The sequence below is a fragment of the Ruegeria sp. BHSC276 genome (genome assembly GCF_059612945.1).
Map to the genome: position 1 here is coordinate 1 of NZ_JBXWRP010000011.1, position 21512 is coordinate 21512.

A 21512-nucleotide genomic window follows, 5' to 3' on the forward strand; every position below is an offset into this window, starting at 1 on the left:
TGGGCGCGTTTGCCGTTCGCTGTGGCGCGGGCATAGATGTACTGCGCGATCGGGGTCGATCCGACGAAGGAAACACCCTGAATGATCTCGCTGTCCAGCAGGGTATCCACGGCTTCCTTGTCGCCGTTGACAACCTGGAACACGCCTTTGGGCAGACCGGCCTCGACGAAAAGTTCGGCCAGCATCAGCGGCACCGATGGATCACGTTCCGAGGGTTTCAGCACCACAGCGTTGCCGCAGGCCAGCGCCGGGCCGACATGCCACAGGGGCATCATGGCCGGGAAGTTGAACGGCATGATGGCGGCGACAACACCCAGCGGCTGGCGCATGGAATACATGTCGATGCCGGGGCCTGCGCTGTCGGTAAACTCACCCTTCAGCATCTGCGGGGCGCCGATGCAGTATTCGATCACCTCGAGCCCGCGCTGCAGATCGCCCTTGGCATCGGGCAGGGTCTTGCCGTGCTCGCGGCTCAGTGCTTCGGCCAGTTTGTCCATGTCGCGGTTCATCAGCTGAACCATCTGCATCATGACGCGGGCGCGCTTTTGCGGGTTGGTTGCACCCCAGGCAGGCTGGGCTGCGGCGGCGTGTTCGATGGCGGCCGTGGTCTCGGCGGCACTGGCCATCGGGCATCTGTACTGAACCTCGCCGGTGGCGGGGTTGTAAACATCATCGAACCGGCCCGAGGTGCCGGGGGTGTATTCGCCGTTGATGAAATGGGTCAGGTCTTGCATTGCAAACTCCTCCGCAGAATTTGGGCGCAGCATAGGCTTGCATAAATCACCTGAACAGGGGCAATGTCTCAAAAGAGTTTTGCAAAAATGCAAAGGTGAGGGATGACCCCCAATTGGGACGACATGCGCGTGTTTCTGGCCGTCGCGCGCGAGGAAAGCCTGTCGTCGGCAGGGCGGCGGCTGAAGATCGATCCGGCCACGGTGGGGCGCCGGATCGCGCGGCTGGAGACGGCGCTGAAGGCGCCGCTGTTCACCAAATCGCCCCAAGGCTATCTGTTGACCTCGGCCGGAGAGCGCCTGTTCGAACACGCCCAATCCGCCGAAGAGGCGATGCGCGCGGCAGCAGGGGCGATGGACGGGTCGACCAAGGCGCTGAGCGGTCAGGTCCGCATCGGCGCGCCCGATGGCAGTGCGAACTATCTGCTGCCGCAGGTCTGTGCCCGCATCAGCGATGCGAACCCGGATCTGGACATTCAGATTCTTGCCCTGCCGCGCATTATCAATTTGTCGCGGCGCGAGGCCGACATGGCGCTGACCGTCAGCGCGCCCACCGCCGGCAAGTTGCTGGTGCAGAAGGTCAGCGACTATCGCCTGCATATGGTCGCGACAGAGGATTACCTGGCGCGCCATGCCCCGATCCGCACTCTCGAGGATCTGCAGGGGCATCGCATGATTGGATACATCCCGGACATGATCTTCGATCGCGAGCTGGACTACCTCAACGACATCGGTATTGACCGTGTCGCGCTTGCATCGAATTCGGTCTCGGTCCAGTTGCGGCAGGCATCGCTGGGCACCGGGGTCTGCGTGGCCCATGACTTTACGCTTCCGTTCCATCCGGGGTTGCGGAAAATCCTGACGGATCAAGTAAGTCTGACCCGCAGCTTCTACCTAGTGCGCCATCAGGGCGATCAGCGCAATGAACGCCTCAACCGCTTTGCTGACGCGCTGAGTCGCGGCATCCGCGACGAGATTGCGCGGCTGGAAGCTGAAGCCCAAGCTTGACAGGGTCGAGTATTCCGGCAACGCTTTGGAATACGGGAAGATTATTGTCGGAGGTTTTGCCCATGCTTGTTCAGGCCATTCTGAGTTCGAAGGCAACGGACGGGGTCGTGACGGTGGCGCCTTCGACGACCGTTTCCGACGCAGCTAAGATCCTGGCCGAAAAGCGCATCGGGACCGTCGTGGTCTCGGAGGACGGGGGCAAGACCGCCGTTGGGATTTTGTCGGAACGTGACATCGTGCGCGAGCTGGCCGCCAGCGGCAGCGGTTGCCTGACCCAGCCGGTCATCGCCTACATGACCAAAAAGCTGGTTACCGCCACCAAACAGGACAAGGTGCAGGACGTACTGGCCCGCATGACCGAAGGCCGTTTTCGTCACATGCCGATCGTCGAGGACGGCCAGTTGGTCGGCATCGTGACGCTGGGTGACGTGGTCAAGGCACAATTGTCGGAACTGGCGATGGAAAAGGATGCCCTGCAGGGCATGATCATGGGCCACTAGCCCTACGCTAATGATGCGGCCTCTTGCAGCTGCGGAAAACTTGTGTTTGCTTGCGCAGAAATTTTCTTGCTCAGGAGGCCCAGATGCGGGTTGGATTGTATCCCGGAACCTTTGATCCGATCACCTTGGGTCATATCGACATCATCCGTCGGGCGGCGATGTTGGTCGACAAGCTGGTGATCGGCGTTGCAATCAACCGCGACAAGGGGCCCTTATTTTCTTTGGAAGAACGGGTGGCCATGATCGAGGCCGAATGCGCCCATCTGACCGCGCAGACCGGCACCGAGATCGTCGCGCATCCGTTCGAGAACCTGCTGATCGACTGCGCCCGGGACGTGGGCGCCCAGATCATTGTGCGTGGCCTGCGCGCGGTGGCGGATTTCGAGTATGAATTCCAGATGGTGGGGATGAACCGGGCGATGGATGATTCCATCGAGACCGTCTTTCTGATGGCCGAGGCCCGCCACCAGGCGATTGCCTCGAAGCTGGTCAAGGAAATCGCCCGGCTGGGAGGGGACGTGTCGAAATTCGTCACGCCCCAGGTCAATATCGCGCTGAAAGAGCGGTTAGGCTAGGGCGCCCATCGCGGCGGCCGTATCCAGCATCCGGTTCGAGAAACCCCACTCGTTGTCATACCAGGCCAGAACGCGGACCAGCGTGCCGTCGGTCACCTTGGTTTCGGCCAGCGACACGGTCGAGCTGTGGGAATCGTGGTTGAAGTCGATCGAGATCAACGGGCGGGTTTCCGCGGCCAGAACGGTCGGGATCTTTGCCGCTGCCTCGGTGAACAGGGCGTTGACCTCGTCTTCGGTGGTGGGGCGCGATACTTCGACCACCAGATCGACGACCGAGACGTTCGGGGTGGGAACCCGGATCGCCTGACCGGTCAGCTTGCCCTGCAGTTGCGGCAAAACCAGCCCCACGGCCGAGGCCGCGCCGGTGGTGGTCGGTATCATCGACAGGGCAGCCGCGCGCGACAGGTACGGGTCCTTGCCGGCGGTGTCATGCACTGGCTGGCTGGCAGTATAGGCATGCACTGTTGTCATGTTGCCGTGCACGATACCCAGGCCCGCATCCAATGCGGCAGCGACGGGCGACAGGCAGTTGGTGGTGCAGGATGCGTTTGAAACCACGGTGTCGGCGGCGGTCAGTTCGTGTTCGTTCACGCCGAACACCACGGTCTTCACCTCGCCATCCCCGCGCGCCGGCGCCGAGATCAGAACCTTTTTCGCGCCGTTCTTGAAATGACGCGACGCGGCTTCGCGCGTGCGGAATACGCCGGTGCATTCCAGAACGACGTCCACGTCCGACCAGTCCAGCGCCTCGGGGTCACGCTCGCTGGTCAGCCGGATCGGGCCGGCGCCCACGTCCAGCCCGGCCTCGGTCAGGGTGACCGGCTTGGCGTAGCGGCCATGCACGCTGTCAAACTCGAACAGATGCGCGTTCATTTCCGGCTTGGCCAGGTCGTTGATTGCCACGATCTGCACATCAGTGCGACCGCTTTCCATCAGGGCGCGCAGGACGCCGCGCCCGATCCGTCCAAATCCGTTGATTGCAAGTTTGAGTGTCATGTCGCGCTCCGTCTGAATGGCCGCTAAGCCGCGATTGAAATTAGTTAGCGCTAACAAAGGCAGTCAGGCGAAAATGTCAAGCAAAACCTCTGTCAGCGCCAGAACGCGACCCAATCCAAAAGGTCATAGAACTTCTTGCCGAGGAATAGGAGATGCTCGGTTCCGACAAGGGCATAATCCAGCATCAGTCCACCCAGAATGAGCACGCCAAGCCAGATCGCGATTTGGTTTGTCATTGCCGCTCCGAACGCAAACGCCCGCCCAGATAACCTGAGCGGGCGTTTTCGCGCAAGCTTACTTGGCGATGTCAGTTAAGGCGCCCCATGGCGACGGCCACATCGGCCATGCGCACCGAGAAGCCCCACTCGTTGTCGTACCAAGCCAGCACGCGGACCATGCGGCCATCGACGACACGGGTCTGGTCGGGTGCGAAGATCGAGCTTTCTTCGGTGTGGTTGAAATCGGTCGACACCAGCGGGGCAGGTTCATAGCCCAGAACGCGCTGCATCGGCCCCTTGGCGGCCTCGGCGACGATGGCGTTGACCTCATCAACGGTCACCTCGCGCGCGGCTCGGAAAGTCAGGTCAACGGCCGATACGTTCGGCGTGGGTACGCGGATGGCCGACCCGTCCAGACGCCCCTTGAGGTTCGGCAGAACCTCGCCCAGGGCCTTGGCAGCGCCGGTGCTTGTGGGGATCATCGACATGGCGGCGGCGCGGGCGCGGTACAGGTCATTGTGACGGCGGTCCAGCGTCGGCTGGTCGCCGGTATAGGCATGGATCGTGGTCATGATGCCGTTTTCGATGCCGATACCTTCGTCCAGAACCTTGGCAAGCGGAGCAAGGCAGTTCGTGGTGCACGAGCCATTCGACACCATCCTATCGTTGGCGGTCAGGCTGTTGTGGTTGACGCCAAATACGATCGTCTTGTCCACGTTCTTGCCCGGGGCCGACAGCAGAACCTTCTGCGCGCCACGCTCAAGATGCGTTTTGGCCTTCAGCCCGTCGTTGAACTTGCCGGTGCATTCCAGAACGACGTCGCAGCCTTCCCAGTCCAGCTCGTTCATGTCGTAGGTCGAGAACATCTGCATCGGCCCGCGGCCCAGGTCCATCGTGTTGCCGCTGATCGAGATCTCGCGCGGAAAGCGGCCGTGGATGCTGTCGTATTTCAGCAGATGCGCTGAGGTTTCAAGCGGTCCGGTGGCATTAACCTTGATCACTTCGATGTCGTTGCGGCCTGACGCGGCGATGTGCGACAGGGTACAGCGGCCGATGCGGCCAAAACCATTGATGCCGACCTTGATGGTCATGAGACGTCTCCAAATCCGCTTGTGTTCTGGGCGATATAGCGATGATCGGTCCATCAAAAAAGGTAGAAAATGTCATATTTGCAATGTGTTAGCGCAAACTTGGTGTGGTTGCGCTAACGCTTGCGCTAGCTGTTGGATCGGTTAGGGTCCAAAGTGCGACGGATGAACGGAAAGGATGCGGCATGAGCGGTTTGCTGGCCCTGTTGGACGATGTGGCGGGAATCGCCAAAGTGGCGGCGGCCTCGGTCGACGATGTGGCGGCGGCCGCCGGCAAGGCGGGGGCCAAGACCGCGGGCGTGATCATCGACGACGCGGCCGTCACGCCGAAATACGTCCAGGGCTTTGCCCCCGCGCGAGAGTTGCCGATCATCTGGCGCATCGCACGGGGGTCGATTTTCAACAAGGTCATTCTGCTTCTGCCGGTGGCCTTGCTGCTTGCGAATTTCGCACCATGGATGATCACGCCCTTGCTGATGATTGGTGGGTCATACCTGTGCTTCGAGGGGGCCGAGAAGATCTTCCACGTGCTGTTCCCGCATGGCAGCCACGTCATCGAAGAAGACATGAACGTCCGTGATCCGGGTCATCTGGAGGAGCAGAAGATCAAGGGTGCCATCAAGACTGATTTCATCCTGTCGGCCGAAATCATGACCATCGCGCTTTCTGCAATTGAGGCGCCAAATGTCTGGATGCAGGCGGCGACGCTGGCAGTTGTGGGGATCGGTGTCACGGTGGCCGTCTATGGCTCGGTCGCATTGATCGTCAAAATGGACGATGTCGGGCTTTATCTGGCCAAGAACGCGCTGACGTCGGTCGGCCGCGGGTTGGGCCGCGGGCTGGTCAAGGCGATGCCAAAGGTCATGAAGACCCTGTCGGTCGTAGGTACGGCGGCGATGCTATGGGTTGGCGGCTCGATCATGATCCATGGGCTCGAGGTGCTGGGCTTTGGCTGGTTGGCACACCATATCCACGATTGGGCTTATGCGGCCGGTCATGCCGTGCCCGATCAATGGGCCGGTGCGGTGGAGTGGATCAGCAAGGCCGCAATGGATGGCGTGTTCGGGCTGGCCTGGGGGTTCGTTCTGATACCGTTGGCGACCAAGGTCATCGCGCCGCTGTGGCCCAATAAGCCAGAGCAGAAAGCGGACCATTGAAGCCCAAAAGAAAAGGGCGGCACGATGGCCGCCCCTTGAATGCTTGGTTCGGCTGGATCAGCCCAGCAATTCCTTGACCTTGGCAACCGTTGCTTCGGCGGTGATGCCGAAATGCTTGTACAGTTCGCCGGCGGGAGCAGACGCGCCAAAGCCCGACATACCGATGAAACCGGCCTTGGCCTCGCGGCCACGCTCGCCTAGCAGCCAGCGGTCCCAGCCGCCGGCACGGACGGCGGCCTCGATGCCGACGCGGACGGGCCCGGCAGGCAGGACCTTCTTGCGATAGGCTTCGTCCTGCTCGGCGAACAGCTCCATACAGGGCATCGAAACGACCCGGGTACCGATCCCTTCGGCCTCGAGCATCGCTTTTGCCTCCATGGCCAGCGACACCTCGGACCCGGTCGCGATCAGGATCGCCTGACGCTTGCCCTCGGCCTCGGCCAGAACATAGGCGCCCTGGGCTGTCAGGTTCTTGGCTTTATGCTGGGTGCGCACGGTCGGCACGCCCTGGCGGGTCAGCGACAGAACCGAGGGGCTGTCCTTGAAGGTCAGCGCCAGTTCCCAGGCCTCGGCAGTCTCGACGGTATCGGCGGGGCGGAACACATAGGTGTTCGGCGTCGCGCGCGAGATCGCCAGATGCTCGACCGGCTGGTGCGTCGGGCCGTCTTCGCCCAGACCGATCGAGTCATGGGTCATCACGAAAACGCTGGGGATCTTCATCAACGCGGCCAGGCGCATCGACGGACGCGCATAGTCGGTGAAGGCCATGAAGGTGCCGCCATAGGGGCGGATGCCACCATGCAGCGCCATGCCGTTCATCGCCGCGGCCATGCCGTGTTCACGGATGCCGTAGTGGATATAGCGGCCCTTGCGGTTTTCCGGCAGGAACACGCCCATATCGGCCGATTTGGTGTTGTTCGACCCGGTCAGGTCCGCCGAGCCGCCAACCGTCTCGGTCATGATCGGGTTCACGACGTTTAGCACCTTTTCCGACGAGGCGCGGGTGGCCAGCTTGGGCCGGTCTTCAGAGATCTGCTTTTTCAGTGCGCGGATCGCGCCGGCCAGCTTCTTCGGCACCTCGAACGCATGGGCACGGTTGAACTCGGCCTGCTTGCGCTCGGACAGTTGGGCGAAACGCTCTTCCCAGGCCGCGCGGTCCGCAGCGCCGCGAGCACCGATCGCTTCCCAGGCCGCTTTGACCTCGGCCGGGATTTCGAACGGACCGTAGGGCCAGCCATAGGCCTCTTTTGCGGCTTTCAGCTGCTCGGCATCGGTCAGAGCACCGTGACCTTTCGAGGTGTCCTGCGCGGCATGGCCCAAGGCGATATGGGTCTTGCAGGCGATCATCGACGGCTTTTTCGACGCCTTCGCCTCGGTGATGGCCGCGTCAATGGCCTCGGGGTCGTGACCGTCGATCTCGATTACATTCCAGCCCGAGGCCGCAAACCGGCGCACCTGATCGGTGCGGTCGGCAATGTCCACGGTGCCGTCGATGGTGATATTGTTGTTGTCCCAGAACACGATCAGCTTGCTTAGCTCGTGCCGACCGGCCAGGGTGATCGCCTCCTGGCTGACGCCTTCCATCAGGCAGCCGTCCCCGGCGATCACATAGGTATAGTGATCGACGACCTTCTTGCCGTAATGCGCGCGCTGGATCTCCTCGGCCATGGCAAAGCCCACGGCGTTGGCGATCCCTTGCCCAAGCGGGCCGGTGGTGGTTTCAACGCCGTCTAAAAGGAAGTTTTCCGGGTGGCCAGCCGTCTTGGCGCCCAACTGGCGGAAGTTCTTGATCTCGTCCAGCGTGACTTGTTCGTAGCCCGTCAGATACAGCAGCGAATAGATCAGCATCGAGCCGTGGCCGGCCGACAGGATGAACCGGTCGCGGTCGGGCCATTTGGGGGCGGATGCGTCGAATTTCAGATGCTTTTCAAACAGAACGGTCGCGACATCGGCCATGCCCATCGGCATTCCCGAATGGCCGGAATTGGCGGCCGCGACGGCATCGAGGGTCAGGGTGCGGATGGCCGCAGCCTTGGCCCAGTGTTCAGGGTTGGCATTGCGCAGCGCTGTCAGGTCCACGGATGTTTTCCTTTGGGTTACGGGCAGATTGCGCGCTGAATACCATTCACCCCTCAAAGTGCAAGCGGAACTGGCCGTGGCGCCGGGGGCGCGGTTGAACTGTGTTGTCCAAGTGGTTGAAAGCAAACACTGGGTATTTTGGCGCACATTCCGCTAGACTATGACTGAGATCGAGCCGGCTTGATTCGGCCGGCGTAAGAACAGAGCGAACCTTGGCAAAAGGGCAACAGGGGCAATGAGTCAGATCGAAGACCTTCACAGACGCATCACCGCCGCGATGGACCGGATCGGTGCCGGGATCGAGGCGATGCAGGCCGGAGGGGATGGCGGCGACGGCAAATTGCGGGTCGCGCTGGACGAAGAGCGTCTGGCCAACGCGCAGTTAGAGGAACGCCTGAAATCCGTCAAGGAGCGCTATGAGCAGGAAATCGACGCCTTGCGCGGGCAACTGGGCGAGGCCAAGTCCCAGCTTGCGGCGGTCGAAGCCGCGCGGGCCGAACTGGCCGAGGCCAAGGCCGCGCTGGAGAACCAGGATGAACTGGCGGCGTTGAAATCCGAGATCGAGAGCCAGCGTACCCGCCCGGATGACAGCGAGGAACTTGCCCAGCTACGCGCCGAGGTCGAGCGCTTGAAGCCATCAGAAGAAAAGGTCGAGGTGATGCGGAGCGAGATCGCCCGGCTCAAGGCGGAATTGGCCGACGGCGAACGTGTGGCCGAGCTGAACGCCGAGCTCGAGATGCTGCGCGCCGAGCGGGTGAGCCACGGCGCGGCGATGTCGCGCCTCGATGACGATCTTCAGCGTCTGCGCAAGGCCAACGCGCAGTTGCAGGAAACCGTGGAAGAGCTGCGCAAGGCAGTCGCGGACGGGTTGCCCGATGCCGAGCTGCTGAACCGCGCGACCGAGGCCGAGCTTGAAGCAATCCGCGCCGCGCGGGCCACGGATGCGGCTGAGGCCCACGCGGTTCTGGCCCGGCTCGAGCCGCTGCTGACCCATGCCAACCTTGCCGAAGGAGAGGTGGAGTAATGCCGGAAGTGACCATTCATATCGGCGGGCGCGGTTTCGAAGTCTCGTGCCGGGACGGGGAAGAGCCGTTCCTGCATGCCGCAGCCAAGCTGCTGGATGATGAAGCGCAGGTTCTGACCGACCAGATCGGACGCATGCCGGAATCCCGCATGCTGTTGATGGCGGGGCTGATGCTGGCCGACAAGGCTGCGGCGTCCGATGACAGGATCAAGGCGCTGGAGGCGCAACTGGCCGAGGCGCAGGCGGAACTGGACAGTCTGCGCAACGCACCGCCGCCCGAACCCGAGCGGGTCGAAGTGGCCGTTGTGCCGCCCTCGGTGACGGACACACTTGCCGAGTTGGCGGCGCGTGCCGAGTCACTGGCGGAAATGGTTGCCGAGAAGTCAGGGAAATGAAAATGGGCCGCCTGACTGTTTTGGCCGGTATGGCTACACTGTGCGCGTCCATGGCGCAGGCTCAGATCGACATCTTGCCGGTCACCTTCACCTGCGAAGGTGGGGTCGAACTTGCTGTCACGTATTTCAACCCGCCCGAGGGTGACGGGGCAGCAGCCATGGTAGTGGACGGTCAGTTGATCGCCTTGCGGCAGGTTCCGAGTGGATCGGGTATCCGATACGAGTCGGTCGGCGGGCAGGGGACCTATGTTCTGCGGTCCAAAGGCTGGGATGCGGTTATCAGTTTCGCCGCGGCCGGGGCCGGCAGCGAAACCGATGTTCTGAAGGGCTGTACAAGCCGCTAAGCCGCAGGCTCAGGCGTTGGCTTCGCGGATCTTGTCGGCGGCTTCCTTGTTGTAGGCCACGCCGTTTTCATCGAACAGGGTGTCCAACTCGCCCGACAGGGTCATTTCGGTGACGATGTCACAGCCGCCGACAAATTCGCCTTTGACATACAGTTGCGGAACGGTCGGCCAGTCTGAATAGTCCTTGATGCCCTGTCGAATGGTCTCGTCGGCCAGAACGTTCACATCGATGTAATCCACGCCCATGTAGTTCAGAACGCCTGCCACGCGCGAGGAGAACCCACACTGCGGCATCTCCTTGGTGCCCTTCATGTACAGCACCACGTCGTTGTTCTTGACGGTTTCATCGATCTGGGTCTTCACGTCGGTCATTTCGCGTTTCCTAGGCTGGGCCCGCCGCGGCGGCGGGCAGTCATTTTACGTGGTGGTCGCTCCACCGTTTGTCGGCTTTCAGGTTCTTGACGGGCTCCCGGTTCGGTTCATTGGCTTTCGTCATTTCGCCCGATTCCCGGGAAGGTTTCTCGGTACTTTCTGCATCAGACCAGTCGACGGGTCTTGTTGCGTTTGCTCCGGGTTACTCCGGTGCGCGGGTGGTCAGGGCCAGCGCGTGAAGTTCTCCGTCAGGGCCATCCATCTTGCCCTTAAGCGCCGCATAGACGGCGCGCTGCTGCTGCACCCGGTTCTTGCCGCGAAAGCTCTCGTCCACGACCATCGCGGACATGTGCACGCCGTCACTTCCCCCGACCTTGATGTCCGCGTTCGGAAAGGCCTCGCGCAGCAGGGTTTCGATTTCATGAGCGCTCATCGGCATGTAGGTTCTCCTGAAGGTCTTTCCCAAGATGTAGAGCGATGCCAAAGCCCGTGCAAGGGGGCGCGGGCAAAGGCGAAACAAGCACCCTGCGCCAGTTCGGCAGGCGCAGGGTTCGGAGCGTAAAGGGTGTTAACGAGGCTCAGGCTACGGCCTCGGCAAAGCTGGTGCGATAGATCGTCGACAACTCGGCCAAAGGGGCCTCGGACGAGCCGATGCGCACGGTGTCGCCGGTAAAGCGGCCGACGCTGGTGATGGGCACACCGGCCTGGCCTGCGGCGATCATCAGAGCTTCGGCCTGATCGAAATTGCAGGCCACAAGGTACCGGCCCTGATCCTCTCCAAACAGGAATTCTGTCGAAGCGTCCTCAAGATGCACGCCGACGCCGGACCCTTCGGCCAGTTCGAAAGCGGCAAGCGCCAGCCCGCCGTCGCTGAGGTCGGTGCAGGCCTTGATCAGGTGACGGTTGGCGCGGATGAAATCTCCGTTGCGTTTCTCGGCGTCCAGATCCACATGCGGGGCGTCGCCGTCTTCGCGGTTGAAGACTACGGCCAGTAGGGCGGATTGGCCAAGATGCCCCTTGGTTTCACCGATCACCAGCGCCACATGCCCTTCGCGAACTTCGGTGCCGATGATTTCGTCGGCGTTCTGCAAAAGGCCGACCGCCCCAATAGTCGGCGTGGGCAGAATTGCCTGGCCATCGGTTTCGTTGTACAGCGACACGTTGCCCGAAACGATCGGCATGTCGAGCGCCGAACAGGCCGCGCCGATGCCTTTGATAGCGCCAACGAACTGGCCCATGATCTCGGGCTTTTCGGGGTTGCCGAAATTCAGGTTGTCGGTGGTGGCCAGCGGCTTGGCGCCCACGGCGGTCAGGTTGCGATAGGCTTCGGCCACAGCCTGTTTGCCGCCTTCTTCGGGGTTGGCGCGCACATAGCGGGGCGTCACATCCGAGGTGAAGGCCAGCACCTTGTCCGTGCCGTGCACGCGGACCATGCCGGCGCCCAGGCCAGGGGTTCGGGCTGTGTCGGCCATGACCATGGTGTCGTATTGTTCATAGACCCACTGCTTGGCCGCGTAGTTGGGCGAGGAGATGAGTGCGCGCAACCCGTCAATCGGGTCGATCTGCGGCACTTCGGCCATCTCTTCGGCGACAGGGGTCGGAACCCATGGACGGTCGTATTCCGGCGCACGGCCCGACAGCGGCGAAAGCGGCAGGTCGGCTTTGATCTCGTTTCCGTGCATGATCAGGAAACGGTCCTCGGCGATTGTTTCGCCAACGATGGCAAAATCCAGGTCCCATTTCTCGAATACGGCCCGAGCCTCGGCCTCGAGCTCGGGCTTCAGCACCATCAGCATGCGTTCCTGGGACTCGGACAGCATCATCTCGTAGGCGGTCATGTTCTCTTCGCGCTGGGGCACGCGGTCGAGGTCGAGCTTGATGCCCAGCTTGCCCTTGTCGCCCATTTCCACCGCGGAACAGGTCAGACCAGCCGCGCCCATGTCTTGAATCGAAATCACGGCGCCGGTCTGCATCAGTTCCAGCGTCGCCTCCATCAGGCGTTTTTCGGTGAAGGGGTCACCGACCTGCACGGTCGGGCGCTTTTCCTCGATCGTGTCGTCAAATTCGGCCGAGGCCATCGTGGCGCCGCCCACGCCGTCGCGGCCGGTTTTGGCGCCCAGATAGACAACGGGCATGCCCACGCCCGACGCGGCAGAGTAGAAGATCTTGTCGGCATCGGCCAGCCCGGCGGCAAAGGCGTTCACTAGGCAGTTGCCGTTATAGGCCGGGTGGAACCGCACCTCGCCGCCTACGGTCGGCACGCCGAAACAGTTGCCGTAGCCACCGATGCCTTCCACCACGCCGTTGACCAGCTGGCGGGTCTTGGGGTGGTCGGGTTCACCGAAGGAGAGCGCGTTCATCGCCGCGATGGGCCGTGCGCCCATGGTGAACACGTCGCGCAGGATGCCGCCCACGCCGGTTGCCGCGCCTTGATAGGGTTCGATGTAGGAGGGGTGGTTATGGCTTTCCATCTTGAAGACCACGGCCTGCCCGTCGCCGATATCGACCACACCGGCGTTTTCACCCGGGCCGCAGATCACCTGGGGGCCCGAGGTAGGGAGGGTGCGTAGCCATTTCTTCGAGGACTTGTAGGAACAGTGCTCGTTCCACATGGCCGAGAAAATCCCCAGCTCGGTAAAGGTCGGCTCGCGCCCGATAATCTCGAGGATCATGTCGTATTCTTCGGGCTTCAACCCGTGCGCGGCAATCAGTTCCGGTGTGATGGCGGGCTCTTGCATTGTCTGTCCTGTCCCCAAGCTGGCCGATATTGCGCGCCTTTTAGGGCAAGGGCGCGCCGGGGGAAAGGGCCAAGAACGCGCAGCCGTGTCAGAACCGCTGTCCGACATAGATGTAGAGGTTGTCCTCCTGCTGGTCGTTGCGGCTTACATCTATCGAGAAATCGAGCGGAAATTTCTTGGAAACCCGGTAACGCGCGCCGATCCCGTAGGCCGAATTGGTGCCGTTGTCGCTCAGATCGCTGAAACTCTGGCCGGTTTGTCCCACGCCAGCAAAGGCGATGAGGCCGATGCGCTCGCCCACCCGCTGGCGAAGCTCGACCTGCAGAGAAGCCGAGCGCAGATCGAGAAGCTGGGTTGCCGAAAACCCGCGGAAGGCATCCACCGTTCCGATGCCGCATTGATCGAAGAACGGTGTCTCGGACGAAGCGGCGCACACAGATAGCCGGCTGGCGATGACACCGTCGGCCCAGGGGCTCAGGTAAAACGTGTAGTTGAGGTAGGACTTGGAATAATCCTGCACCAGCCCGCTGAGCCCGTAGCCCTGTGATGCTTCGAAATGCAGGACTTGGCCGCTGGTCGGGTAAATCGTGTCATCCCGTGTATCCCAGTCGGACACCAGGCCCAAATTCCCAACCTCGACATTCAGAAACTGGTCGAAGGGAGGTGGGATCGGCGGCAGTCCCGCAAAGGCGGGGGTGATGGTCGTGTCGAGATACCGGAAGGTCACGCCGAAGGACAGGTCAGGCGTTACCCCATAGGACAGCCCGAGCCTACCCAGAAAACCGTCCTGACGGATGGGGATCACACCAACCCCGGTGAAAAGGTCGTATTGGACGTCTGCTGTCCCGTAGAGTGCCTCGATGATCCAACGGTTGTTGTCCATATTGAGTTTGAATGCACCGGCTGCGGCCATGCTGCCATTGCCGGAGCGCAATCCACCGGCACCTATCACCGAAGGGTTGGATCCTTCGTCCATCTGGAAAAGATACCCAGCGCCCAGAATGAGGCCGGAACCGATTGTAGGGTTCGAAAAAGGAATTGGGGCGACGACGATCGATCCTCGCTGAAATCCGACGATTTCGTCTTCGGTGTAGTCGTCCAGAACTCCGAGGTTCTTTTCGAGGACACTATTGGCGTCCTGCGCCGCCGCTGCACTTGCCAAGGCGACGCCTGCGCTTGCGAGAAGCGGCCTGACTAGCGATCGCAACACGCGGACACCACTGTCTTTGCGCTTGGGCACACAGTCCTATTTCTTTCCCTGCTGTTGCTGCTCGGCCTGTTGTTCGGCCTGCTGAGTTGCGATTTCACCGGCAGCCGCACTGATGGCCGCTTTCTGTTCATCTGAAAGATGTTCCGTCTCCTCCAGGCCCGGGATCGCAACGCGGACCTCGCGGCGGGCGAACTCGATGCCGTTTTCGTTGAAGGCGGCCTTCACCCGATTGAAGATCTCCTTGCGCAGGGTGAACTGCTTGCCTGGCTTGGCCATGAACTTGCCGCGGATGATCATGCCGACATCGTCGAAATCGAACACGCCCTGCGATTTGAAGGGCTGCAGGAAACCGTCCTTGTGGACTGGGTCCTCCATCATCTCGGCACCGATCTTCTTGAAGATCTTCTTTACCTTGTTCGGATCGGTGTCGAAGGGCACGGTGAACTTCAGCTTCATGATGACCCAGTCGCGGCTGTAGTTCGTTAGTTTCTGGATCTCGCCATAGGGAATGGTGTGCACCGGGCCGCGATGGTGGCGCAGTTGCATCGAGCGGATCGAGATCTTTTCGACCGTGCCGGTGGTGCCGCCCACATCGACGTATTCACCGACTCGGAAAGCATCGTCGATCAGGAAAAAGATGCCGCCCACGATGTCCGAAACCAGTTTCTGCGCGCCAAAGCCGATAGCCAGACCCAGGATACCGGCACCAGCCAGAAGCGGCGTGATGTCCAGGCCCAGCGCGCCCAGCGCCAGCAGGACGAAGATCACCGAGATCGCGACCTGAGCTGTCACGCGCAGCAAAGGCAGAACCGTGGCCAGGCGCGAGCCGCCGGCGCCGCCGCCTTCGCCGGCTTCCTCGTCGGGGCTCTGCTCCGAGGCTGTCTGCTCCTTGGCCAGGCGGCGGTTGATCCAGAGCGAGACCACCTCGTTCAGGATGTAGCCGACCGCGATGATGATGAAGAACTGAACCAGCTTGCTGCCCGTTTCAGAATCTCCGCCCGCGATTTCCTGCAGGTCCAGATCCCATGCGTTGGCGATCATCAGGACGACCAAAACGCCGGCCAGAACGCGCCCGATGCGGATATAGCTGCGCTTGGTTGCCCTGTAGGCGCGTTCAGCGACCGGCCCGTCACCGATCATCGGCGGCAACAGATGGCGGGTCAGTCCGCGGATAAAGGTATCGAGCGCCGGCGCGATCAGCAGCCAGAACATGGTGACGTAATGCGCGCCCCCCGCCAGCAGGGCGAAAACCCGCGGGTCGCGTTGCGCGGCGAGGAATTCGACCAGCAGCCAGGTGCCGATGGAAACGGCAATGGCGAAATAGGGATAGTAACGCGCCACCTCTTCGTCGAACTGTGTGCGATCTGGGTCCGAGCCGCGCATCATTTCGGTCAGCCCTTCGCGGGCCGTCCAGGCCATTACGGCGATGTAGATGTGGATAGAGGTGTTCAGCCAGAACCCTAGCCGCGACTCGCCCGGCTGCACGCCGTTCATCATGTTGAAATCCAGGATGAACATGGTGAAGCCGATCAGCAGAAATAGACCGATCAGGTTGCGATGCAGGTACTTGGCCCATTTGTCGTCGATACTGACCAGCCGCAGCCGGGGCTGCTGTGGGGCAAGGATGAACCGCGAGATCGCCGCCCCCAGCCGCGGGAACCAGATCAGATAGAACACGAAGGGCCCCGCCTGTTCGATTTGCGCATCGTCCAGAAATCGGCGGCCAACGAAAACCAGCGTGTAGTAAAAGACCAGCAGGCCCAAAAACTCGCCGCAGAAGCGTTTGAACAGGTAAAGCACTGCGCCCTTGAGGTCCGAGGACGCGTCTTCGGGGATCAGCCGGATCCAGCGGCGGGTCCACAGGCCGAACAGCTTTTCAGCCGCATACCCGATCGCAAGCGCCAGAAAGGTGAACCCGAACAGGGTCATGAGGCCGTTTGCGCCGAATTTGTTGCCGAAATTGGAGAAGGCCTCGACCTGGGCCGATATCAGAACCGGGACCTTGCGGATCACGTCCATCCATGATGCCGCCATCTGGCTGGCTGAGTCCGAAATGGTCTGAATCAGGCCGCGCTTTGTGCTCTGCTGTTCGGCTTGCTGCCTTGCGACCGCGTCCAACCGTTCCAGCAGGATGGCGCGCACCTGGTCGTCGGACATACGGGCGACCAAGTCATCGACTTGTTCGGGAGTCAGATCTTCGGGAATCGACACCGGGGCGGCGGAACTGCCGGTCTCTTGGGCCGCTGCGGGTAGGGTCAGCATGAGGGCCGAAACCGCCGCCATCAGAATACGCAAGAAATGTGTTGCCATTATTCCCTCGATCACAAAATGATTGTTTTTCGCGATCATAGGCAGCGCAGAGCGCATTTTACAAACAAAACGCGACCGGATGCGGCGTTGATGAAAAAAAAGGCCGAGCACTAAGCTCGGCCGTAGTCCAACAGGGAGGTATGAAGATGATGAGCGTTTCAGCATCATCGACTTCGAGTGGTCATTTAGGGATCAGTTTGTGAACGATCAAGAATTTTTTGCACGTGAGTCTTCATGGCCGCTATGCGATTCGTGCATGGCTAAAGCTTTCCCAGCTCTTTCAGATGCTTGCGGTGCGCGATGATCTCCTCCTGCACGAAGTCACGGAAAGCTGCGACCCGTTTCGAGTGACGTAGTTCCTCGGGATACGCCAGGTAGACAGGCACCTCGGCGGTTTCGATATCCGACAGAATTGGAACCAAGTTGGGAAAATCTTCGGTTACGTAGTCAGGCAAAACACCAATGCCAAGGTTGTTCAGCACACCTTGAAGGACGCCGAAATAGTTGTTTACGGTCAGCAACGAACTGGGCTCATACGTCATAAGATGGCTGACCATCGTGGCTCCGACGCCAACTTGCGGGGCCGAGGGTGTCTGGCAAATCAGACGGTGCTTGGAAATGTCTTCCAGCGTTTGTGGCGCTCCGCCGTGCATCTCGAGGTATTCAGGCGTTGCATAGAGCATCATCCGAACGGTCATCAGGCGTTTGCGCACCAGATCGGCCTGGCTGGGTTCCTTCATGCGGATCGCGACATCGGCCTCGCGCATAGGCAGGTCGAGGACGCGCTCTTCCAGCATCAAATCGATGTTGAGATCGGGGTATTGTTCGTACAGTTTCGGCAGGCGTGGGGCGAGCCACAGCGTGCCGAAGCCGAATGTGGTGGTGACGCGCAGGACGCCAAACACCTCTTCTTCGCTGTCGCGGATGCGGGCGGCGGCAGTTTCCAGCCGCTTGGACATGGCGGTGGTGGCATCGAACAAAAGCTCGCCCTGTTCGGTCAGAATCAGGCCGCGCGCGTGGCGATGAAACAGCGTGGCGCCCAACGCCTCTTCCAAGGCACGAATCTGGCGGCTGACGGCGGATTGGGACAGGTTCAGCCTGTCGCCGGCATGCGTGAGGCTGCCGGCATCCGCCACCGCGTGAAAGATTCTGAGCTTGTCCCAATTCATCGTCGCAACTTTCGTTATGTTTTCGCAGAACTATATGAAACAGGTAGCAAGTTCCACATTCAAAGGCGGAAATCGTTACGCTGCAGGGGGATTTTCCTATACAGGTCAGAAATAGTGACCTAAAATGACGGCAAATGCAGCACACTGTTCCGACGTGGGGAGGCGTCTGATGAGTCAGCCAAAGATTTCGCTCAACGACCGTTTCGATCTGACCAAAAGCCCGGTTCTGCTGAACGGCACGCAGGCGCTGGTGCGCCTGATGCTGATGCAGAAGGAACGCGACCGGGCGGCGGGCCTCAATACTGCCGGTCTGGTCACTGGTTACCGGGGTTCGCCTTTGGGGGCGGTCGACCTGCAGATGTCTCGTGCGCAGAAGCAGCTGGCCGAAAACGACGTGGTGTTCCAGTACGGCCTGAACGAGGACCTGGCCGCGACGGCGCTGTGGGGCAGCCAGCAGGCGGGTCTGCGCGGCGATGGAAAGTATGACGGCGTGTTCGGCCTGTGGTACGGCAAGGGGCCGGGTGTGGACCGGTCGGGCGACGTCATGCGTCACGCCAACATGGCCGGAACCGCCAAGCACGGCGGCGTTCTGATGGCGATGGGCGACGACCACACCGGCGAAAGCTCGACCGTGCTGCACCAATCTGAATGGTCGATGGTCGACATGTACATGCCCGTGGTCAGCCCGGCCGGGGTGCAGGAAATACTCGACTATGGAATCTATGGCTTTGCGCTCAGCCGGTTTGCCGGGGTCTGGGTCGGGCTCAAGACGATGAAGGATACGATCGAGGTGACCTCGGTCGTGGATGGCCGGCCCGACAGGATGCAGCTGGTGACGCCGGAATTCGACATGCCCGAGGGCGGGCTGAACATCCGTCTGGGCGACACGCCGCACCTGCAGGAGGCGCGGATCATCGACTACAAGCGGTTCGCGGCCGAAGTGTTCTCGCACGCCAACCGGATGGACCGGCGGGTCTGGGGCAAGCCCGGGGCCAAGATCGGCATTGCCGCGGCGGGCAAGAACTGGCTGGACTTGGTGCACGCCATGTCGCTGCTGAACATCGACGAGGCCGAGGCCGAACGGCTGGGTATCACCACCTACAAGATCGGGCAGACCTTCCCGCTGGACATGAAGGGGTTCCATGACTGGGCCGAGGGCCTGGACCTGATCATCATCGTCGAAGAAAAGCGCAAACTGATCGAGGTGCAGGTCAAAGAGGCGATCTTTGATGACCGTCGCGGACGTCGTGTGTACGGCTGGTACAAGGGCGGGGCAGGCACGCTGCACCGCGAAGAGCTGTTCCCGACACGTGGGGCGCTTGATCCGATCATGATCGCCGAGAAGCTGGGCGAGATCCTAATCGAGGAAGGTCGCGAAACCGACGGGATCCGCGCAGGGCTGGCCAGCCTGCACGAGGCCCGCCGCAACGACAACGCGCAGGAGATCGCGACGCGGCTGCCCTATTTCTGCTCGGGCTGTCCGCACAATAGCTCGACCAAGGTGCCCGAAGGTAGCCGGGCCTACGCCGGGATCGGCTGTCACTACATGGTGCAGTGGATGGATCGCGAGACCACCGGCTTTACCCAGATGGGCGGCGAAGGCGCCAACTGGATCGGTGAGGCGCCGTTCTCGACTACGAAACACGTGTTCCAGAACCTGGGCGATGGCACTTACAACCATTCGGGCGTTCAGGCGATCCGGGCGGCGCTGGCGGCCGGAACCAACATCACCTTCAAGATCCTGTTCAACGATGCGGTCGCCATGACCGGCGGGCAGGAGAACGAGGGCCATTTGACCGCCGAGCGCATTGTGCGCGAGGTCAAGGCCATGGGCGTCCAGCATGTGGCCGTCGTCTATGACGAGAAGGAAGACGTGAACTTCAAGGCGCTGCCCGGCGACGTGGAAATCCACGAACGGGCCGAGCTGATGGCGGTTCAGAACAAGTTCCGCGAGATCGAAGGCGTGTCGGTCATCGTCTACGTCCAGACCTGCGCCGCCGAGAAACGCCGCCGCCGCAAGCGCGGCACCTTCCCGGACCCGAACAAGCGTGTCTTCATCAACTCGGACATCTGCGAAGGCTGCGGCGATTGCGGGGTGCAGTCGAACTGTGTCTCGATCGTGCCTAAGGAAACCGAGCTGGGACGCAAGCGGGCGATCGACCAGTCCAGCTGCAACAAGGATTTCTCGTGCCTCAACGGGTTCTGTCCGTCCTTCGTCACGCTGGAAGGTGCCAAGATCCGCAAGGAAGCCACCACCGAGATCGACATCCCCCATCTGCCGCAGCCGGTTCTGCCGCAGATCGAGGGCACGCATAACGTGGTCATCACGGGCGTCGGCGGCACCGGAGTCGTGACGATCGGGGCGGTTCTGGCGCAGGCCGCGCAGATCGACGGCAAAGGCGCGGGCATGATGGAAATGGCCGGGTTGGCGCAGAAGGGGGGCGCGGTGCATATCCACTGTCGCCTGGCCAACAAGCCCGAGGACATCAGCGCCATTCGCGTGGCCACCGGCGAGGCGCATGCGCTGATCGGCGGTGACCTCGTGGTGTCGGCCGGGGCCAAGACGCTGGGGCTGACGCGCACTGGTCAGACCGGCGCGGTGGTCAACAGCCACGAGATCATCACTGGCGATTTCACCCGCAACACCGAGTTCCACATTCCGGTCGACCGGCTGGAACTGGCGCTCGAGGCGCGGCTGAAGGACGGGCTGGCCCTGTTCGACGCGACCGAGCTGGCACGCGCGGTGATGGGCGACTCGATCTATTCCAACATGATGGTGTTCGGGGCGGCGTGGCAGCGCGGTCTGCTGCCGGTCAGCCATGAGGCGATCATGACCGCGATCGAGCTGAACGGCGCCGCGGTCGAGCGCAACAAGCGCGCCTTCGAGGTCGGCCGATGGGCGGTTCTTCACCCCGAGGAAGTGGCGCGCATCGTGGCCCCCACGGTGACCGAGTTGCCCAAGACGCCCGATCAGGCCATCGCCTTCCGCGCCGATCATCTTGTGGCCTATCAGGGCAAACGGTTGTCCAAACGCTATCTCAAGCTGGTCGAGTCGATCGAAGACCCGAAGGTCCGGGATGCCGTCGCGCGTGGCTATCACAAGCTATTGTCCTACAAGGATGAATATGAAGTGGCCCGCCTGCTGCTGGACAGCCGCGACAAGGCCGCCGCCGAATTTGACGGCGATTTCAAGATGACCTTCCACCTGGCGCCGCCGATTCTGGGTGGCAAAGGGTCGGACGGGCGTCCGCGCAAACGGCAATTCGGCGAATGGCTTCTGGGGCCGATGAAGGTTCTGGCCAAGCTTAAGGGGCTGCGTGGCACGCCGCTGGACATCTTCGGTTATACCGCCGAGCGCCGGATGGAGCGGGCCTTGGTCCGTCAGTACGAGAAGGACATGAAAGAGGTCCTGCCCAAGCTGGATGACAACACCCGCGATGCGATTGTCGCGCTGGCGCGGTTGCCGCTGGACATCCGCGGTTTCGGTCCGGTATTGGCCGCCAACGAAGCCAAGGCCGCCAAGCGGCGTGAGGAACTTCTAGCCGTGATCCGGCAGGGAGGGACCGAGACGCGGGCCGCGGCCGAGTAACGTCACATC

Annotated in this window: 19 protein-coding genes; 8 read left to right on the top strand and 11 right to left on the bottom strand. The window is 61.7% G+C overall.

The window, feature by feature from the left end; translation table 11 throughout:
• Positions 1 to 734, bottom strand: a 734-nt coding sequence (locus AC2FMD_RS16405) for an aldehyde dehydrogenase family protein (RefSeq protein ID WP_496795250.1), incomplete at its 3' end; no start/stop codon positions are given.
• A gap of 102 nt (positions 735 to 836) precedes the next feature.
• Here AC2FMD_RS16405 and AC2FMD_RS16410 point away from each other — a divergent pair.
• From AC2FMD_RS16410 to coaD, 3 genes are all read left to right on the top strand, one after another.
• The gene (locus AC2FMD_RS16410; protein WP_496688282.1) at positions 837 to 1739 is read left to right on the top strand and encodes a LysR family transcriptional regulator; all 903 of its coding nucleotides are present in this window, start codon (positions 837 to 839) and stop codon (positions 1737 to 1739) included.
• A 62-nt stretch (positions 1740 to 1801) separates the two neighbouring features.
• On the top strand, positions 1802 to 2239 hold the full coding sequence (locus AC2FMD_RS16415) for a CBS domain-containing protein (RefSeq protein ID WP_496679841.1): 438 nt from the start codon (positions 1802 to 1804) through the stop codon (positions 2237 to 2239).
• A gap of 83 nt (positions 2240 to 2322) precedes the next feature.
• Positions 2323 to 2814, top strand: coding sequence for a pantetheine-phosphate adenylyltransferase (gene coaD / locus AC2FMD_RS16420; protein ID WP_496679842.1), 492 nt, complete (start codon positions 2323 to 2325; stop codon positions 2812 to 2814).
• On the opposite strand, the gene gap (AC2FMD_RS16425) is transcribed toward coaD, so the two are convergent.
• The 3 genes from gap (AC2FMD_RS16425) to gap (AC2FMD_RS16435) form a co-directional block, all read right to left on the bottom strand.
• Positions 2806 to 3810, bottom strand: a complete 1005-nt coding sequence (gene gap / locus AC2FMD_RS16425; RefSeq protein WP_496711164.1) for a type I glyceraldehyde-3-phosphate dehydrogenase — start codon at positions 3808 to 3810, stop codon at positions 2806 to 2808. The genes coaD and gap (AC2FMD_RS16425) overlap by 9 nt on opposite strands.
• 92 nt (positions 3811 to 3902) lie before the next feature.
• Positions 3903 to 4046 (bottom strand): hypothetical protein, encoded by a 144-nt coding sequence (locus tag AC2FMD_RS16430; protein ID WP_005983416.1) that lies wholly within the window; start codon positions 4044 to 4046, stop codon positions 3903 to 3905.
• A 71-nt stretch (positions 4047 to 4117) separates the two neighbouring features.
• Positions 4118 to 5119 carry a type I glyceraldehyde-3-phosphate dehydrogenase gene (gene gap / locus AC2FMD_RS16435; protein ID WP_496679847.1) on the bottom strand — a complete coding sequence of 334 codons (1002 nt, stop codon included), beginning with the start codon at positions 5117 to 5119 and terminating at the stop codon, positions 4118 to 4120.
• A gap of 182 nt (positions 5120 to 5301) precedes the next feature.
• Here gap (AC2FMD_RS16435) and AC2FMD_RS16440 point away from each other — a divergent pair, with 182 nt between their 5' ends.
• On the top strand, positions 5302 to 6273 hold the full coding sequence (locus AC2FMD_RS16440; RefSeq protein WP_496679849.1) for a DUF808 domain-containing protein: 972 nt from the start codon (positions 5302 to 5304) through the stop codon (positions 6271 to 6273).
• Between the two features lie 57 nt (positions 6274 to 6330).
• Here the strand turns inward: AC2FMD_RS16440 and tkt are convergent, their stop codons facing one another.
• A complete protein-coding gene (tkt, locus tag AC2FMD_RS16445) occupies positions 6331 to 8352 on the bottom strand; it encodes a transketolase (RefSeq protein ID WP_496741283.1) in 2022 nt (673 codons plus the stop codon).
• 235 nt (positions 8353 to 8587) lie between these two features.
• Between tkt and AC2FMD_RS16450 the strand changes: the two genes are divergently transcribed.
• From AC2FMD_RS16450 to AC2FMD_RS16460, 3 genes are read left to right on the top strand one after another with little or no spacing between them, the layout of a single operon-like run.
• Positions 8588 to 9376 (top strand): hypothetical protein, encoded by a 789-nt coding sequence (locus AC2FMD_RS16450; RefSeq protein WP_496741281.1) that lies wholly within the window; start codon positions 8588 to 8590, stop codon positions 9374 to 9376.
• Positions 9376 to 9771 carry a cell division protein ZapA gene (locus AC2FMD_RS16455; protein WP_496679855.1) on the top strand — a complete coding sequence of 132 codons (396 nt, stop codon included), beginning with the start codon at positions 9376 to 9378 and terminating at the stop codon, positions 9769 to 9771. The genes AC2FMD_RS16450 and AC2FMD_RS16455 overlap by 1 nt, the downstream gene beginning before the upstream one ends.
• Positions 9772 to 9773: 2 nt before the next feature.
• On the top strand, positions 9774 to 10115 hold the full coding sequence (locus AC2FMD_RS16460; RefSeq protein ID WP_496795251.1) for an MliC family protein: 342 nt from the start codon (positions 9774 to 9776) through the stop codon (positions 10113 to 10115).
• A 9-nt stretch (positions 10116 to 10124) separates the two neighbouring features.
• On the opposite strand, the gene grxD is transcribed toward AC2FMD_RS16460, so the two are convergent.
• The 6 genes from grxD to AC2FMD_RS16490 all read right to left on the bottom strand — a co-directional run bounded on the left by grxD (position 10125) and on the right by AC2FMD_RS16490 (position 17914).
• Positions 10125 to 10487: a Grx4 family monothiol glutaredoxin gene (gene grxD, locus AC2FMD_RS16465; protein ID WP_496741277.1), complete on the bottom strand. Its 363-nt coding sequence runs from the start codon at positions 10485 to 10487 to the stop codon at positions 10125 to 10127.
• Between the two features lie 202 nt (positions 10488 to 10689).
• A complete protein-coding gene (locus tag AC2FMD_RS16470; RefSeq protein ID WP_149775191.1) occupies positions 10690 to 10926 on the bottom strand; it encodes a BolA/IbaG family iron-sulfur metabolism protein in 237 nt (78 codons plus the stop codon).
• 139 nt (positions 10927 to 11065) lie between these two features.
• On the bottom strand, positions 11066 to 13225 hold the full coding sequence (purL, locus tag AC2FMD_RS16475; RefSeq protein WP_496741275.1) for a phosphoribosylformylglycinamidine synthase subunit PurL: 2160 nt from the start codon (positions 13223 to 13225) through the stop codon (positions 11066 to 11068).
• Between the two features lie 88 nt (positions 13226 to 13313).
• Positions 13314 to 14387, bottom strand: coding sequence for a BamA/TamA family outer membrane protein (locus tag AC2FMD_RS16480; protein WP_496711158.1), 1074 nt, complete (start codon positions 14385 to 14387; stop codon positions 13314 to 13316).
• A gap of 84 nt (positions 14388 to 14471) precedes the next feature.
• Positions 14472 to 16745 (bottom strand): mechanosensitive ion channel domain-containing protein, encoded by a 2274-nt coding sequence (locus tag AC2FMD_RS16485; protein WP_496741273.1) that lies wholly within the window; start codon positions 16743 to 16745, stop codon positions 14472 to 14474.
• 260 nt (positions 16746 to 17005) lie between these two features.
• On the bottom strand, positions 17006 to 17914 hold the full coding sequence (locus AC2FMD_RS16490) for a LysR family transcriptional regulator (RefSeq protein WP_496741271.1): 909 nt from the start codon (positions 17912 to 17914) through the stop codon (positions 17006 to 17008).
• Between the two features lie 169 nt (positions 17915 to 18083).
• Between AC2FMD_RS16490 and AC2FMD_RS16495 the strand changes: the two genes are divergently transcribed.
• Entirely contained in the window at positions 18084 to 21503 is a 3420-nt protein-coding gene (locus AC2FMD_RS16495; protein WP_496795252.1) for an indolepyruvate ferredoxin oxidoreductase family protein, read from the top strand.
• Positions 21504 to 21512: the final 9 nt, after the last annotated feature.